Source organism: Lentzea sp. NEAU-D7 (assembly GCF_026242055.1).
Lineage (GTDB): Bacteria > Actinomycetota > Actinomycetes > Mycobacteriales > Pseudonocardiaceae > Lentzea.
Genome location: NZ_JAPJDL010000016.1, coordinates 29,463 through 44,316 on the forward strand (window position 1 = coordinate 29,463; position 14,854 = coordinate 44,316).

At 62.9% G+C, this 14,854-nt stretch carries 14 protein-coding genes and 1 tRNA gene; 10 read left to right on the plus strand and 5 right to left on the minus strand.

Annotated features, from left to right (window positions below; genetic code table 11):
- Nucleotides 1-19: 19 nt before the first annotated feature.
- Nucleotides 20-652 carry a GNAT family N-acetyltransferase gene (locus tag ORI60_RS28550; RefSeq protein ID WP_266041098.1) on the plus strand — a complete coding sequence of 211 codons (633 nt, stop codon included), beginning with the start codon at nucleotides 20-22 and terminating at the stop codon, nucleotides 650-652.
- 78 nt (nucleotides 653-730) lie between these two features.
- On the plus strand, nucleotides 731-2,242 hold the full coding sequence (locus tag ORI60_RS28555; RefSeq protein ID WP_266041099.1) for a M28 family metallopeptidase: 1,512 nt from the start codon (nucleotides 731-733) through the stop codon (nucleotides 2,240-2,242).
- Between the two features lie 50 nt (nucleotides 2,243-2,292).
- Here the strand turns inward: ORI60_RS28555 and ORI60_RS28560 are convergent, their stop codons facing one another.
- The 4 genes from ORI60_RS28560 to ORI60_RS28575 form a co-directional block, all read right to left on the minus strand.
- The gene (locus tag ORI60_RS28560) at nucleotides 2,293-2,748 is read right to left on the minus strand and encodes a hypothetical protein (RefSeq protein WP_266041100.1); all 456 of its coding nucleotides are present in this window, start codon (nucleotides 2,746-2,748) and stop codon (nucleotides 2,293-2,295) included.
- A gap of 593 nt (nucleotides 2,749-3,341) precedes the next feature.
- Nucleotides 3,342-6,137 (minus strand): NACHT domain-containing protein, encoded by a 2,796-nt coding sequence (locus ORI60_RS28565; protein ID WP_266041101.1) that lies wholly within the window; start codon nucleotides 6,135-6,137, stop codon nucleotides 3,342-3,344.
- A gap of 175 nt (nucleotides 6,138-6,312) precedes the next feature.
- Nucleotides 6,313-7,029 (minus strand): HAD family hydrolase, encoded by a 717-nt coding sequence (locus ORI60_RS28570; protein ID WP_266041102.1) that lies wholly within the window; start codon nucleotides 7,027-7,029, stop codon nucleotides 6,313-6,315.
- On the minus strand, nucleotides 7,026-7,832 hold the full coding sequence (locus ORI60_RS28575; RefSeq protein ID WP_266041267.1) for a GntR family transcriptional regulator: 807 nt from the start codon (nucleotides 7,830-7,832) through the stop codon (nucleotides 7,026-7,028). The genes ORI60_RS28570 and ORI60_RS28575 overlap by 4 nt, the downstream gene beginning before the upstream one ends.
- Nucleotides 7,833-8,070: 238 nt before the next feature.
- Between ORI60_RS28575 and ORI60_RS28580 the strand changes: the two genes are divergently transcribed.
- The 8 genes from ORI60_RS28580 (at nucleotide 8,071) to ORI60_RS28615 (ending at nucleotide 14,675) form a co-directional block, all read left to right on the plus strand.
- Nucleotides 8,071-8,547 carry a hypothetical protein gene (locus ORI60_RS28580; protein ID WP_266041103.1) on the plus strand — a complete coding sequence of 159 codons (477 nt, stop codon included), beginning with the start codon at nucleotides 8,071-8,073 and terminating at the stop codon, nucleotides 8,545-8,547.
- A gap of 268 nt (nucleotides 8,548-8,815) precedes the next feature.
- Nucleotides 8,816-9,088, plus strand: coding sequence for a hypothetical protein (locus ORI60_RS28585; protein ID WP_258946798.1), 273 nt, complete (start codon nucleotides 8,816-8,818; stop codon nucleotides 9,086-9,088).
- 2 nt (nucleotides 9,089-9,090) lie between these two features.
- A complete protein-coding gene (locus tag ORI60_RS28590; protein ID WP_266041104.1) occupies nucleotides 9,091-9,510 on the plus strand; it encodes a hypothetical protein in 420 nt (139 codons plus the stop codon).
- Nucleotides 9,511-9,918: 408 nt separating this feature from the next.
- Entirely contained in the window at nucleotides 9,919-10,137 is a 219-nt protein-coding gene (locus tag ORI60_RS28595; RefSeq protein ID WP_266041105.1) for a hypothetical protein, read from the plus strand.
- Complete coding sequence (locus ORI60_RS28600) at nucleotides 10,134-11,594, plus strand: FtsK/SpoIIIE domain-containing protein (protein WP_266041106.1); 1,461 nt, start codon at nucleotides 10,134-10,136, stop codon at nucleotides 11,592-11,594. The genes ORI60_RS28595 and ORI60_RS28600 overlap by 4 nt, the downstream gene beginning before the upstream one ends.
- Entirely contained in the window at nucleotides 11,591-13,201 is a 1,611-nt protein-coding gene (locus ORI60_RS28605) for a replication initiator (RefSeq protein ID WP_266041107.1), read from the plus strand. The genes ORI60_RS28600 and ORI60_RS28605 overlap by 4 nt, the downstream gene beginning before the upstream one ends.
- Nucleotides 13,202-13,218: 17 nt before the next feature.
- Nucleotides 13,219-13,398, plus strand: a complete 180-nt coding sequence (locus tag ORI60_RS28610) for a helix-turn-helix domain-containing protein (RefSeq protein ID WP_090074583.1) — start codon at nucleotides 13,219-13,221, stop codon at nucleotides 13,396-13,398.
- Nucleotides 13,398-14,675, plus strand: a complete 1,278-nt coding sequence (locus ORI60_RS28615; RefSeq protein WP_266041108.1) for a tyrosine-type recombinase/integrase — start codon at nucleotides 13,398-13,400, stop codon at nucleotides 14,673-14,675. The genes ORI60_RS28610 and ORI60_RS28615 overlap by 1 nt, the downstream gene beginning before the upstream one ends.
- Nucleotides 14,676-14,751: 76 nt before the next feature.
- Here the strand turns inward: ORI60_RS28615 and ORI60_RS28620 are convergent.
- Nucleotides 14,752-14,836 (minus strand) — tRNA-Ser (locus ORI60_RS28620).
- Nucleotides 14,837-14,854: the final 18 nt, after the last annotated feature.

The following is a 14,854-nucleotide window of genomic DNA, read 5'->3' on the forward strand; positions in this document are numbered from 1 at the left end:
GGTCCGGCACCATCGGATCATGGACGCCTGGCCGCTGCGACACCTGGTCCTCCGCACCCCGCGCCTGGAGCTGCGCCCGGACGACGACTCCGGCCTGTTCGAGCTCGTCGAGGTCGCCAAGGCGGGCGTGCACGACCCGGCCGAGATGCCGTTCAACGTGCCGTGGACCGACAGCCTGGCGGACGACCACGGGCTCGGCATGGTCCAGTTCTTCTGGGGCGTGCGCGCCAAGCTGGCCGCCAAGGACTGGGCCATCTGCTTCCTCGTGCGGCACGAGGGCAAGGTCATCGGCGTGCAGGAGCTGGGTGCGCGCGACTTCGGCGCGCTGCGCGAGGTGAACACCGGCTCGTGGCTCGGCAAGGAGTTCCAGGGCAGCGGCCTCGGTACTGAGATGCGTGTGGGCGTCCTGCAGTTCGCGTTCGACCACCTGGGCGCGCGCATCGCTCGTTCGGCGGCTTGGCAGGGCAACCACGCGTCCAACCGCGTCAGCGCCAAGCTCGGCTACGTGCACGACGGCACGATCGGCGTGGCACCGCGCGGAGAACGCCTTGAGCACGTGCGATTGCGCCTGGACGAGGCGAGTTTCGTGCGCCCGGAATGGAACGTCGCGGTCGAGGGGCTAGCGGAGTGTGTTCACCTGATCACCAGCTGAACTCCCGCCGACCGACGGATTGTGTCCTGCGTCTCCCTTTTGTGAGGGTGCAGCCATCTCGAACGAAGGGGAACGTTCATGTCCGGCAGAACCAAGCTGGCGGCTGTGCTTGCCATCTCGGCACTAGTCGCAGCCCCTACCGCCACGGCGTCCGCCGCCGCTGACCCGGCAGGCCCCGCACTCGCCAAGAAGCTCGCGAAGAAGGTGACCGTCGAGGGTGTCAACCGGCACCTCATCGCGTTCCAGCGCATCGCCGACCGCAACGGCGGCAACCGCGCGGCCCTGACGCCCGGCTACGACGCGAGCGTCGACTACGTCGCGGGCAAGCTGCGCGACGAGGGCTTCATCGTCACGACGCCGAACTTCAGCTTCGAAGTCCCCGTCACCGACGCCGAGACCGCCCGCGTCGACGGCGTGAACTACCAGGCGCTCATCCTGACCGCCTCGCCCCAGACGCCGGTCGGCGGCGTCACCGGCCCGCTGCGCGTCGTCCCCGAGGACGCCACCACGGGCTGCGAGGCGACCGACTTCGCCGGCCAGAACTTCACCGGCTCGGTCGCCCTCATCCGCCGCGGCGGGTGCACGTTCGAGCAGAAGCACCTCAACGCGTTCGCCGCGGGCGCCATCGCCGTGCTGGTCTCGAACAACACGGCGGGCCCGCTGTCCAACGTGACGCTGACCAACCCCGGCAAGATCCCGACCGGCGGCATCTCCCAGGCCGACGGCACCACGCTCGCCGGCAAGGCGGGCGCCTCGGTCACCGTGGACATGCGCTTCCACAACGAGACCCGCACCCAGCGCAACGTCATCGCCGAGACCCGCACCGGCCGCAAGAACAACGTCGTCATGGCCGGCGCACACCTCGACAGCGTCGAACTGGGCGCGGGCATCAACGACAACGGCACCGGCTCCGCCGCACTCCTGGAGACGGCCCTCCAGCTCGGCTCCCGCCCGAAGGTCGACAACGCGATCCGCTTCGCCTGGTGGGGCGCGGAGGAGCGCGGCCTGATCGGCTCCGAGGAGTGGGTCCGCTCGCTGACGTTCGAGCAGCAGCTGGACATCGCCCTGTACCTGAACTTCGACATGGTCGGCTCCCCGAACGCCGCGTACTTCATCTACGACGGCGACAACTCCGACGGCGTGGGCGCGGGCGCGGGCCCGTACGGCTCGGCCCAGATCGAAAAGGCCTTCGCCGACTACTTCGCCGCCAAGGGCGTCCCCACCGAGGGCACGGACTTCTCGGGCCGCTCGGACTACGGCGAGTTCATCGCGCAGGGCATCCCGGCCGGTGGCTTGTTCACCGGCGCCGAGGGCGTCAAGACCGAGGCACAGGCAGCCAAGTGGGGCGGCACGGCAGGCATCGCCTACGACCCGTGCTACCACTCGAAGTGCGACAACCTCGGCAACGTCGACCGCGTGGCCCTGGGCCGCAACGCCGGCGCCATCGCGTTCGTGACAGCGGCCTACGGCGTGTCCACAGAGGACGTCAACGGCGTGCCGCCACGCGCGCAGCGCGCTGAGGTCCGTTCCTCGGCGGCCCTGATGAAGGCCGCCGCGCACGACGACCACAACCACCTGGCCGTCTCGTAGTTCGCTTTGCATCGGCGGCGGTGTCCTCCGGGGCACCGCCGCCGTTTCGTTCAGCGGCCCAACTCGTCCCGTGCCGCAGCGAGGAACGCGGCCTTCGGCCCCTTGAGGTGGTCCCACAGCGAGCCACCGCCGGGCTCCTGCCAGAGGACGTGGTCGAGAGCCTTGACATAAGCCCGCGCCAACTCGTGCAGCGACGAGGCGAACAGCACGTGGATCATCCGCTCACAGACCCACAGCTCGTCGACGACGTCCAGCGCCGCCGACTTCCAGGCCGCCGTGCCGTCCCGGTCCTCGGCCGCACGTTCGGCCTGCTGCCCGGCCCGGATGAACTGCCGCAACAGCTCCAGCTGCTCCACCCGCCGGGCTTCAGCGCGCTCAGCGGTCAGCTTCCTCTGCTCGCTGCGCTCGACGCGGCGCTGCACGGTGGTCTGCACCAGGAAGGACAGGCCACCGCCGAACAGCACTCCGACCAGAGAAAGGACCGCGGGCCACATCTGTGTCTGCATGACGTGACCAATACCAATGATCGCTTGCGGAAGCGGAGGGATTTGAACCCCCGGACGGTTGCCCGTCTCCCGCTTTCAAGGCTGCATCTGGCTGTCCAGGCTCGTTCGGGCTAGTCCGCGGTTGTCGGTGTTGCCTGGTCAGGGGTGCTGTCCCGTCCCAACCCGTCCCGGACCGTTGCTACACCCGTAGCTACACCTCTTCCTGGTAGCTGTCCCGTCTCGCTGATCCTCGGTGGGGCGGCTTTGGCATGTCCGGTGGCCGATGACGCGGAGCGTTGGCGGGCGTCGATCGCCGTGCCCGGCTCGGTCAGCTCTTGGATCGCGCGATCGTCCCGACGCCTGGGTGCTGGGAGCTCCTGCGCGTCGCCGTCGGTGGCGTGCTGCCGTGGATGGACGCCGGCCGCGCCGCACGGCCGACGGGCGGAGCGAAGCGGGAGCCCGGCGTGCCGGGATGGATGGGGAGCCGGTGCCAACGTGACAGGCCCCGTGCGCGCCGCCGACGGCGGCGCGCCTTGATCCCATAGAGCCCAACTCGGCAAGAAAAGGACTACAGCAGGGACTACAGCGGGCGAGATCCGCAGGGAATCCACCTATTAAGTACCATGATTGACCGCTACTACATCCCTGACTAGGTCAACTTGTCGACTTAGCCAGCGTGACAGGAGCTCAATGACCGCCGCGTGCACGCCGAGCTCCTGCAGGTAGGACAAAATATCCTGTACTTTGCGTCCAACGTCATTTCCTGAAGCAACTAGCACGCTTCGGAATGTAGAGACTCTATTTCGACCTTCAGAAAGCAAGCCCACGACGATATTGTACTCGACATGGAAGGCGAGCAAAAGAAGGAAAAGCTCTAGTCGGGCTCCTCTTTCATCAAAGGACTCGGCGTCAGAAAAGGATCCAAGACTGAATCCAAGGTGCTTGTTAAACTGACCTAGATCCACCCAGGGTGTCGGCGCGACAAGCAAGCGATTCACAAGCTCATCGAAGTTTCCATTAGATATCCACTTTTGCCAGTCTAGATCCGTTCTGAAGCGGCCTCCTCGGAAGGACGTGAACAACGCACTTGCAATGGAGCACGCGTCACCAAAGCCGAATCGACCGTGGATAAATAGGGTTCCTAGATCATTGCGGAATAGGTATTCATTTATTCCGATTATCCCTCGCGCAACTGCGTACTCGTCGAGCCAGGGCCAGGAAGCCTCTCTGGTCACGTAGGAATTGAATTTCGCGCGCCAGTCTTCACCGACCGATTTCCAAAAATCCAAGCCTTCTCTTGAGAGAAATGACCGAGATTGGTTCCGCTGCCTTGAGAAATCCTCAACATAAAGCGCAAAGAAGAGCGCCTTTTCTTCATCTTCCGTACCAAGTCTGCTACGAACAAGATCAAGTAGGATATCTCGGACTTTCGGCAATAGCTCAGAAGCCGCGCAAGCAACCTCGGTTATCTGAGCTCCCGAGACAAGGTGCGAATCCACCGAATTATCTTGAAGCAAGTATGCTTCGAACGCTGCAGAGACTATCTCTTTAACCAAGTCTGGCCTTGGGACAACAAAAGACAAGGATCGAGCAAGGAATGACTCGATGTTGGTCCGCTCGTCCAGATCGGCAACATGACGCTCGGATAGCAGAAGAGCCATAAAGTCATCGGCGCCGTCCTCCGCAGCTTCATTAAATAGCTGCAGGGCGAGCTGAGCTACAACGTCCCACTCCGCCTTTTTGATTTTGCTGGCAAGAAGATCATGCAAAAGAACCGCATCGCGACGGACTCGCACAATTTGGCATGCCGCGAAGTATTCGAGGAATGTTCGGTGTGTGAAACCGAATAGCGATTGACTAGGGTTCGATCCAACATCCGTCATGACCCATGCTCGGCCAGTGCAAAAATCAACGAAACTTGTAGCCGCATTCTCAGCTTCTTCGTCGTTATCGAAGCGCTTTTCTCGAAGGTAATTCGCCATGAACTTAATCAGCGCACCCCGGGTGAGTCCTTGCTGGCGTGCAGGCGTCTCATATAGCCACAGGGCAAGTGCATAAAGCGCGAACTTAATAAGCGCATCGAACGGGAGAGGGACTACAATACTACGTTGTTTGTCCCATCGCTCAAAGAGCATTGTGGCGCATTTTTCATAGATATCGGGACGGTTTCGTGGAATATAGTTCTCGACCGAGTAGATCCCGCACATCAGTGAGAGCATGAGAGGGTTCTGCCTAAGATCTTGAACAACAATACTTTCGGCCAAGAACGATTTGGCCATTGTTTCGCTCTGGTCTGCACTCAATGATTCATCTTGAGAGAACCATTGGCGAGCATAGGTTGACACCTGCTGATCAGAAAACTGGCCGAGTGATACTACGGGAAACAGCTCAGGGTCGAGCGGTGCTTCCTCGTACCCGATTCGGCGTGATGTTACAAGCACTGGCGTCGTAGGGTACCTATTTACAAAAGCGTGCACGGCGTCAACGACTTGAACCCGCAACGATGTGTCAATCAGCTCGTCTAGGCCGTCAAAGATGACGAAGGCGCGCCCTGTAAGAAGCAAATATTCGATTGCGCCGTCCGGTGGGTTCAACTCGTAAGGTGAGCGACAGAGGTCTGCAAGATGCTCCGCTATCGTTGCCTTCTTGCTTTGGAATGCAACAGCGAAATCACGGAGCACAACAACCATTGGAACGCTAGCGGAGGCGACCTTGTGGTCTGATCCAATTGCAAGATCGTAAGCTGTTTTAAACGAGAGAGTAGATTTCCCGCCCCCCGGATCACCAAGGATCACACACCGCGTAGAACTTGCAAATATCTCCGTCAGGCTAACATGCTCACGATGAACTTCGCGTCGCTCATTATTGGAGACGAGAGCAATTCTTGGTTGTACGTAGAGTGATTCCCACGCCACTAGCTTCTTTGTCCCCCAATGTGGAAGGCGCATCTTGGAGTGGGTCGATTTGATCTGCTCTCGAAGATCACGCTCGAACTTCTCAATTTCTGCCAGAGACTTAATTGCGGAAATTACGGAACAGTCCTGATCTACGTTTGATGCTTGGCCTGCTGCAATCCTCGCGATCTCCCCAGCAGCCTGCTTAGGAAGAAACTTGCTTAGGTGTGAGTCAGTCAGATATGAGCTAGCGTCAAGAACAATCTGCTCAACTAGAAGACTAGATGCTTCGGCACACAAGGCGTTGGAGAAAGACGGCATCTGTAGCTTCAGAAGCGCTGCTAGCTCTTTCTCCGCGTCGTAGCGCGCCTCATCGACCTGACCCGGCTTCTTCTTGATAAAGTATTCGGCGACAATCTTCATGGCGATGCTATTGAATTCGGCTGAACGCACGAAGTTTGACAACGCGGCGGCGCCTTCAGGCTGCACACTGTCTATGAAGTTGTGCAGTCGCATGCTTGAAGGAGGGCTACTGGCCTCCTTCATTGCCTCAGTAAGCTTCCTGCGTTCACGGAAATTTACAAATGCGCTTCCGCCAACCTTAGCGACAGCCCCACCGATCGCCTTGCTTAGAGCGCTTAGTGCAGTAACGGGTTCCATTTTCTTCCAAGTCTAAAAGGTTGCGGCGTACCTACGACACAGGATGAATATATTCAGTTAACGTTGCCATTGAACTAACTACTGCAGTTGCGCCATGCTTGAGCAGGATGCTGTCCTTGCCAGGCTTATTTGCGTAGCCGATCACTTCTACCTGTTCCTGCTTTGCCGCGAGGACGTCATCGACCGAATCGCCGACCATTATCACCGTGTCCGCGGAAACGTTCAACCTTGTCAATGCCTGCTTGATGAGAAAGCTGCTCGGCTTAAGGAGTTCTGGGTTCGATGACTCTCGCGCTGCAATCAGCCCTACGTAGCGCACGAGATCGAACCTCTCAAGATAGCGCTGAACGGCTTGGCGGCTGTTATTGCTTACTATTGCTAATTTTCCGCCGCGCGATGTCCACGCGTGCATGAGCTTCTCGGTGCCGACCGTCGGTTCAGCTGTGGAGACCGCTTCGATCTCACAGGCTGTCAGCTCTGTCTCAATTAGATTCGCTTCAACTATTCCGAGTTTCGCGGAATGTCGAAGAATATCGAATGGATCGCTTGAGTTATTCAAATTTTCTGGTAGTCGATGACCGCGTGCGCGCAATACGTCGCGAAGATTGCCGGCGATTATTTCTGGTGAAAACTGGGCAAATACGGAGCAGACTGGTCCGTCAAAATCTAGGAAAAGTGCATTACTCTTCTTGGTAAGGCGTTGCAGCGCTGCCGGGTTGACGAGTGGTGATACTCCGCTCTTGGTCATCGCTTGTACTCCACGGATACGGTGTCCCACATGGAATCGAACCACATGCGGGCTTGTTGAACGTATTGGCTGCCGGTGCTGGTGTCGTCATCGGTGACGCTGTGGTGGAAGAGAATGGCTTCTTTGCCGACTAGGTCGTAGATCGGCTTGGGTTCGCCATCGAAGCGGATGACGTGTTCGCGGACTGGGTAGAAGCCGAAGAAGGCTTCCTCGTTGTTGAGCAGGTAGAGCTTGAACAGCGGTGCGGCGCGGTGGACCTTGATCTCGACGGAGACGTCCTTGACCAGACCAAGGTCTCCGAGTTCCTGGACGTTGTCGACGATCGCGAGTGTGTGGCGTCGCATGATCTCGTCCATGCGCTTGCGGAAGCCCGGGCTGTCCTGCAAGTCCTCGACCTGGCACGGGATCGCCCACGGCTGAGACGTGTCCGGGACGAGCATCCGGATGTTGATCGAGGCAGGTGTCAGTCGGCCGATTCGGATCTTGTCCAGCGGTTCCTGCATGACGCCTTGCAGTGTCTCGCCAGAGAAGCCGGAGAAGGCGATGGAGACGTGCTCGGCCTCGAACGCACGCTCGATGTGCGGCCGGAGTCCTACCGGGCGTTCGGTGCGCTCGCGGACGAAGACGCCGCTGCCCTGTCGGGAGACGATCAGACCTTCATCGCGCAGTTCGCGTAGCGCGTTCTGCACGGTCATCGGGGCGACTTCGTACTTCTTCGCCAGCTCGGCGCGCGAGGGCAACTTGTCGCCGGCCTTGAACACCTTGGTGAGGATGGCAGCCCGAAGCGCGTTCGCCACCTGCATGTACGGCGGTCGCGGGTCGTCGGGGTCGAGAGCCACAGCTCCTCCAAGTGCCTACAGATCGCCTACTAAGCGCCTACAGGTAGACGGTACTGAGACCAGCGGGAACCTGTCTAGCCCGCCTAGGGAGCTAGCTCACCTGCGAAAACCGTGAACTACTTGACCTGGCTAGACAACCTAGCTAGTTTCAAACTTGGCTAGGTTGAACAGGCGACCTAGCGGGGCTAGGGAGGTTGCAGTCATGGCGGTTCCGTACGGCACTCGCTTCGAGGCGTCGTTTGACCAGGTCTTTCCGCAGGGCGCGCTGATGGTCGGCGTGGTCGCTCCGGACATGGAGTACATGAGCAACGAGGACAAGGCGCGCGGCAAGCAGGCCAAGCAGAAGGTCGACGAACGGTCCGGCAAGCGTCAGTGGAAGGTCGTCGTCACCGACCCGTCGGCCGAGAAGGAGCGGGACGCGTCGGTCACGATCACCGTGCTCGCGGACGTCCAGCCCGTCCCGCCTCAGGCCGTGCAGGTCATGCCCGGCGTTGAGGTCCGGCCCGTCGCGTTCGAAGGACTGACGGTCGAGCCGCGCGTCATGGGGGACCGGTTCAAGTACCAGGGCTTCACGATCCGGGCCACGGGTATCAGCGCGCCTCAGGTCGGGGCTCCGCCCAAGCGTGAGAACAAGCCTGCGGGTCAGCAGGGTCAGACCGACCAGAAGTCGGCGGCCTAACAATGGCGCGGCCGTCGCGTGAGGCGGTCGCCCGGTGGAACACCGCGTATGCGGAGCAGACGGCGGCCCTGTTCGCGGCGTCCCGTACGGGCGACAAGCAGGCACTTCTTCGTCTGGCTCTGGGCTACTCCGCGGTGGCGGAGGCGTGGCGGATCTTGGCCGCTGATCTGGCGGTGCCGCTTTGGGCTCGTCACGCCTGCTCCATCGCCGCTGAGGAGTTCGAGCGTCGCGCGCGGCTTGAACAGTCCCGTTCTGGGGAGGAGTCGTGATGTTGAAGCTCATGATCTCGCCTGGTCCTGCGGCGTCGGCGGACATCGTGGCATGGCCCGACTCGGCCGCTGCGGAACATTGCCTGCGGCTGAACCTCGATCCGGCGCAGATCGCTATCCATGTGCCGGACGGGCCTGACGGTCGGGAGCAGTTGGCGGCGTTCCTGCGGACGTTGTCGCAGCACGCCGGCCTGTTGGCTGCGGTGCTCGAACCGTCCAAGGGTGCTGGCTGGGTTGGTAACACGCCTGGGCCACTGACTGAGTGGGGTTAGCCATGCTCGACGTACTTCAGCTGTCTGACGCAGTGCTCGGTGAGTTCGCGGACGACGTGCAGGTTCAGCTGATGCTGGTGGCCCTGCTCGACGATCCGTGGAGCTTGTGGACCGTGCCGAAGCTTGCCGAGTTTCTTCGGCAACCGCTGTGGACCGTCTACCGGCGGATGGAGCGGTTGCGCCGCTGCGGGTTGGTGCAACGGGTTCCGTTCTGGCCGGAGCAGGAACGGCCTTGGCGGTACTGGGTCTCGCCGGACGGGCTGCGGTCGTCGCGGTGGCTGATCCGGGCGAACTTCGAGGTGCTGCACACGATGGCGGTGCCGCTCGGGTTGTCGGTGCGCAAGGCGTTGGGTTTCGGCCCGGTCCTCGACGCCTGCCGGTGTGACTGTGGCCGGTGCTGTTGCGGGCTTCCGCACATCTAGCCGCGTTAGGCGGTGGTGCCGGTGAGGCCTCGCCTGCTGGCTCGGTTGATGTACCGCATGAACCTGACCGCGAAGCACCCGGTGACCGGGCGGGTTCGGATGGAGTACCGGAACTGCTCGCGGTGTCTGGGTGGCGGGTGGTTCCGGAAGACGGAGAGACGGCCGCTCTGCTCCTGGTGCAGAGCGCTCGCGAAGAAGCTCGCTCAGAGCTGATCCACAACTGAACAAACAGCGTTGGTGTGTGTCGCGCGGAAACAGTCCAAAGTCTTGGCGGGCCTTGACTGTTCCCGGCGACGTACACCGACTCGAACGACCCTGAAATCGTTGGGACACAAGGAGATTCGAGTCATGCATAGGGTATCTGCGCGTACCTGGGGTGCGTCAAGTCGACAGGACCGGCTCGCCGCGATGGTGGAGCGTTTGCAGGCTGTCGACACCTACACGGTGATGGTCGACGGCGGCGGGCTGGTCAGCCTCGACCTCACTCAGGCTCAGGCCGAAGGGTTCGAGTGCCTGACGTGTAAGCGCTTGTGCGGCAACGGGTTGAGCGCATTCAAGCCCGTGGGGTTCATCCCGAGTACTGGCATGGTGTTCCGCTGCGTTTCGTGCCTGGACGGTGCGGCATGAGCGGGACGAAGTGGGTCGATCCGGCTCCGTTCGAGGGTGCTCGGCCGCGTTTCCCGTGGTGGATCTGGCTTCCTCGGTGGGCGAAGGTTGTTGCGGCACCGTTCGTGCTGGCGGGGTTCGCCGTGTGGCTCGGCGTCCGCCTGGTGCTCGTCGCGGTGCGGTACCCGGTCGTGGCTGGCCTGGCTGTCGTCGGGCTCGCGGCCTATCAGAAGTTCGGGCTCTCCCCGCTCGTGCTGGCACTGCTCACGCTCGTTGCTGCGCTGCTGATCTGGTTCGGGCTCCACCAGCGGTCGTTTCTGCGGCACTGCTGGTACCGGGCGGTCACTGAGTGGCGGCGGGCCACGGTCTACGTGTCGAAATGGCGCACTGTCATGCGGCTGGCTGATCTCGCCAAGGAACACCGGGGCAAGGAGTACCGGCCTGAGCTGCGGCGCGTCCGGGCTGAGGGCTGGCGGGACAAGGTCCGGGTACGGATGATCCCGGCGCAGTCCCCGGAGCAGTGGGAAGCGCGACGGGACAACCTGGCGCACTCCTTCAACGCTCGGTCCTGCCGGGTGCGGGTACTGAAGCCTCGGCTGCTTGAGCTCGACTTCATCCACGCTGACCCGCTGGCGCGGCCCGTGGCAGTTCCGCCGCTGGGGGATTCTGCGGACGTCGATCTGAAGAAGCTGGTCGTCGGGAGGACGGAGACCGGTAAGCCGTGGAGGTTGAAGCTGCTCGGCTCTCAGATCCTTGTCGTCGGCGTCCCTGGCGCGGGTAAGGGCTCGGTGCTCTGGTCGATCGTCTGGCAGCTCGCCCCCGCGATTCGCGCCGGCCTGGTTCGGCTCGTCGGCATCGACCCCAAGGGCGGGATGGAACTCGGCCAGTGTCCTGACGCCTTCGACAAAGTCGTCTACGACAACGGGCCGGAAGCCGTTGAACTGCTGGAAGAGATCGCAGCGGAGGTCAAGGCTCGCGCTTCGAGGTACCGGGGCGTTCGTCGGCTCTGGACTCGGAACGCCGGTGAGCCGTTCACGGTCCTGGTGGTCGACGAGTTGGCGGACCTCGTCGCCTACCAGCAGGACAAGCAGCTCCGGGAACGTGCCGGGCGTGCTGTCCAGACGATCAGCTCGCAGGGACGCGCTCCCGGAGTGGCCACGGTCGCCCTGGTGCAGGACCCGCGCAAGGAAGTCGTGAGCTTTCGGCACCTGTTCACCACTCGGGTGGCGCTGCGCCTGGACGAGCCGATTCAGGTGGACATGGTCCTGGGCGACGGCGTTCGGCAGCGTGGCGCGGCTGCTCATGAGATCAGCGAGAGCACGCCTGGTGTCGCCTGGCTCAAAGAGGACGGGCAGCGCGAACCGGAACGCGCGAGGGCCTTCCACGTCACGGACGCGGACCTGGTCGAGTTGGGCGTCTACTTCGCCCCGGCCACCGTTCACGACTTCCCGGCAAGCAGCGAGCGGAGGGCAGCATGAGCACGAACGTCACCACGTTTCCCGGCGATGTTGCAGGCCAGACCCGCGCGGAACGGATGAGGCAGCCTGCCGCGCTCGACGTCACCAAGGCTGCCGCCGAGCAGCACGGCGTGTGCGTCCGGCCGTTCACGATGGAAGTCGAAGACCACGAGTCCTACGAGGTTCGGTACGTCGCGGTGCCGTGTGGCTCGACGGTGGAGAGCGTCTGCAAGCCCTGCGCCAAGAAAGCCAAGGCCTTGCGGATGGCTCAGTGCCGCGAAGGCTGGCACATGGAGGTGGAGCCCGACTTCACCCCGGAACCGCCCACAAAGGACCAGACGGAGCTGCTGGAGTACCGCGCTGACCTCATGAAGGCCTTCAAGGAGGAGGGCAGCTCGGCTGAGGCGGACGAACTGCGGGAGGAGATCCACAGCGTCGACGAAGAACTTCGGCAACTCGGCGTCCGTGGTCGCCTGCCCTCACCGGACGATCCCGGCAAGCGGCCCGTGAAGCGCTCGACGAAGCGTCGGCAGGATGCGCCGGACCTGCCTCGGCGGCGCGTGGAGAGGCGGACGGTTGGACGGGAGTTCGCGGGAGCCTTCCGTCCCTCGATGTTCGTGACGCTCACCCTCGACACCTACGGCAAGGTGCGCGACGACGGCACGCCCGTTGACCCGGACAGCTACGACTACCGCCGTGCGGCAAGGGATGCGGTCCACTTCGCGTCGCTCGTTGACCGGTGGTGGCAGAACCTGCGGCGGGTGGCTGGCTGGGACGTCCAGTACTTCGCCACGGTCGAGCCTCAGAAACGCGCCGCTCCGCACCTGCACGCAGCACTCCGCGGTTCGATCCCTCACGAGGTCATTCGGCTGGTCACGGCGGCTACCTACCACCAGGTGTGGTGGCCGAAGCACGACGAACGCGTCTACGTGGACCGGCTGCCGGTCTGGGACTTCGATCTCAAGGCGTTCATCGACCCGGACACCAGAAAGGCCCTGACCACCTGGGAAGACGCGGAGGTCGAGGAACCGGCGCACGTCGCGAAGTTCGGGCGGCAGGTGCACTCCAAGGGCATCCTCGGCGGCTCCGAGGAATCTGGGCGACACATCGGTTACCTGACGAAGTACCTCACGAAGTCCATTGGTGAGGTGGTCGAGCAGGACAACGAACGGCAACGCCGGCATGCGGACCGCCTGGCGGACGAGTTGGCCGTCACGCCGTGCTCGGATCGATGCGCGAATTGGCTGCTCTACGCCGTCATGCCTCGAGGCGCCAACTCGCGGATGACGGCTGGACGGTGCAAGGGGAGGGCTCACCGCAGGGCCACGCTCGGGCTGCCTGGGCGGCGGGTTCTGGTGTCCCGCAAGTGGTCAGGGAAGACGCTCGCGGACCACAAGGCTGACCGGAAGCGCTTCGTCCTCCAGGCGCTCAAAGCAGTGGGGATCGAGAAGCCAGAGAAGGACCCGGCACGGCTCGTCTGGCACAAGGTGCGGCCTGGTGATCCGAACGTGCCGCCACGGGCGCACCTGCTCATGCATGCGATCGCTCAACGCGTGACGTGGAAGGCCGAGTACGACCGCGCGCTGCTCGCGGCCGGGCCTCCAGATCTTTCGGCAACTGCGGCCTGATCAACCAAGGGGAAGACATGAACGACATCGCGTATCGCGTTGAGGAAGTCGCTCGGGCCCTTCGGGTGGGGCGGACGAAGGTGTTCGACTTGATCAGGGCTGGTGAGCTGGTGTCCGTCAAGATCGGCGGGAGTCGTCGGGTTCCGGCCTCGTCGGTGCAGGCATACCTGTCTCGGCTGATCGCTGAGGCGGCGTGATGGCCGGGGGCAAGCGGTCCAACGGTGAGGGCTCGGTCTACCAGCGCAAGGACGGGCTGTGGGTCGGCGCGGCCTACGTGCTCACCACGACCGGGCATCGCAAGCGCGTCACTGTTTCGGCAACCACGGAGTCGGAGGCCTGGAAGAAGCTCAGGAAGAAGATCGCCGACTCCGACGCCGGCATCCCGGTAGCTGCGGAGACGTGGACGCTGGAGAGCTATCTCAAGTACTGGCTGTCCACTGTGGCCGCGACGAAGAGGCCTCGGACGGTCGAGGGGTACGGCGTGGTCGTGCGGCGGCACCTGGTGCCCAACCTCGGGACGAAGAAGCTCCATCGGTTGTCGGCGCAGGACGTCCGGACGTTCATCACGCGGCTTCGGAACGATTGCCGGTGCTGCGCGGAGAAGATCGACGCCAACCGGCCGAAGGATGCTCGACGTTGCTGTGCCAAGGGGAAGTGCTGCAAGACGGTTCTTTCCGACCGAACGATTCAACAGATCCACGCTGTTCTGCGGAATGCGCTGGCGCACGCAATGCGGGAGGAGGTCGTGCCGCGCAACGTCGCCCGGCTTGTTCAGGTCAGGTCGCCTCGGTACGACGTGAATCGGGGCCTGGACGCTGATCAGGCAAAGGCGCTACTCAAGGCAGCGGAAAACGATCGACTGAAGGCGCTGTACGTCCTGGCGCTCTACCTCGGAATGCGACGCGGTGAGTTGCTCGGCCTTCGATGGAAAGACATCGACTGGGACAAGTGGGACGAGCCGTGCGCCGAACATGCGGATGACTTCTGCGAGGACTGCGCGGGGCAGCACTTCCCGACGTTGCAGATCCGCCAGACGCTTCAGCGGGTGGGTACGAAGCTCGTGTTCGTCCCGCCGAAGACGGACCGGTCAGAGCGGGTCATGCCGCTGCCGCTCCTCGTCGCCTGGGCGCTGGTCGATCACTGGGACGGCCAGGACGACGAAGCGGAAGCGGCAGGGGACAGGTGGGAGGAGTCGGGGCTGATCTTCGCGACGGTCCTCGGTGGGCCGATCGATCCGACCTACCTGAGGTCGAGTTGGTACCCGATCCGGAAGCGCGCCGGCCTGGAAAACGTGCGCTTTCACGACATCCGGCACTCGTGCGTGACGCTGCTGCTCAGGCTCGGCGTGCCGCCGCACATCGTCCGAGACATCGTCGGCCACTCGAATATTGAGGTGACGATGATGATCTACGCGGCCGTCTCCCTTGAGGACAAGCGGGAGGCCTTGAAGCGGCTCACGGACGAGCTGGGCTGAGGTCGTTGCTACACCCGTTGCTACACCAGAGGGGGTGTGACCAGCCTGAACGGCCGGGCACACCCCCTCTGAACTGCGGAAGCGGAGGGATTTGAACCCCCGGACGGTTGCCCGTCTCCCGCTTTCAAGGCGGGTGCATTCGGCCGCTCTGCCACGCTTCCACGACGCCAGGAGCGTCG

What these genes read in the sequence shown, in the direction of transcription:
- ORI60_RS28550 (WP_266041098.1), top strand. Translation starts at nt 20, where the DNA reads ATGGACGCCTGGCCGCTGCGACACCTGGTCCTCCGCACCCCGCGCCTG.
- ORI60_RS28555 (WP_266041099.1), top strand. Translation starts at nt 731, where the DNA reads ATGTCCGGCAGAACCAAGCTGGCGGCTGTGCTTGCCATCTCGGCACTA.
- ORI60_RS28560 (WP_266041100.1), bottom strand. Translation starts at nt 2,748, where the DNA reads ATGCAGACACAGATGTGGCCCGCGGTCCTTTCTCTGGTCGGAGTGCTG.
- ORI60_RS28565 (WP_266041101.1), bottom strand. Translation starts at nt 6,137, where the DNA reads ATGCGACTGCACAACTTCATAGACAGTGTGCAGCCTGAAGGCGCCGCC.
- ORI60_RS28570 (WP_266041102.1), bottom strand. Translation starts at nt 7,029, where the DNA reads ATGACCAAGAGCGGAGTATCACCACTCGTCAACCCGGCAGCGCTGCAA.
- ORI60_RS28575 (WP_266041267.1), bottom strand. Translation starts at nt 7,832, where the DNA reads ATGCAGGTGGCGAACGCGCTTCGGGCTGCCATCCTCACCAAGGTGTTC.
- ORI60_RS28580 (WP_266041103.1), top strand. Translation starts at nt 8,071, where the DNA reads ATGGCGGTTCCGTACGGCACTCGCTTCGAGGCGTCGTTTGACCAGGTC.
- ORI60_RS28585 (WP_258946798.1), top strand. Translation starts at nt 8,816, where the DNA reads ATGTTGAAGCTCATGATCTCGCCTGGTCCTGCGGCGTCGGCGGACATC.
- ORI60_RS28590 (WP_266041104.1), top strand. Translation starts at nt 9,091, where the DNA reads ATGCTCGACGTACTTCAGCTGTCTGACGCAGTGCTCGGTGAGTTCGCG.
- ORI60_RS28595 (WP_266041105.1), top strand. Translation starts at nt 9,919, where the DNA reads ATGGTGGAGCGTTTGCAGGCTGTCGACACCTACACGGTGATGGTCGAC.
- ORI60_RS28600 (WP_266041106.1), top strand. Translation starts at nt 10,134, where the DNA reads ATGAGCGGGACGAAGTGGGTCGATCCGGCTCCGTTCGAGGGTGCTCGG.
- ORI60_RS28605 (WP_266041107.1), top strand. Translation starts at nt 11,591, where the DNA reads ATGAGCACGAACGTCACCACGTTTCCCGGCGATGTTGCAGGCCAGACC.
- ORI60_RS28610 (WP_090074583.1), top strand. Translation starts at nt 13,219, where the DNA reads ATGAACGACATCGCGTATCGCGTTGAGGAAGTCGCTCGGGCCCTTCGG.
- ORI60_RS28615 (WP_266041108.1), top strand. Translation starts at nt 13,398, where the DNA reads ATGGCCGGGGGCAAGCGGTCCAACGGTGAGGGCTCGGTCTACCAGCGC.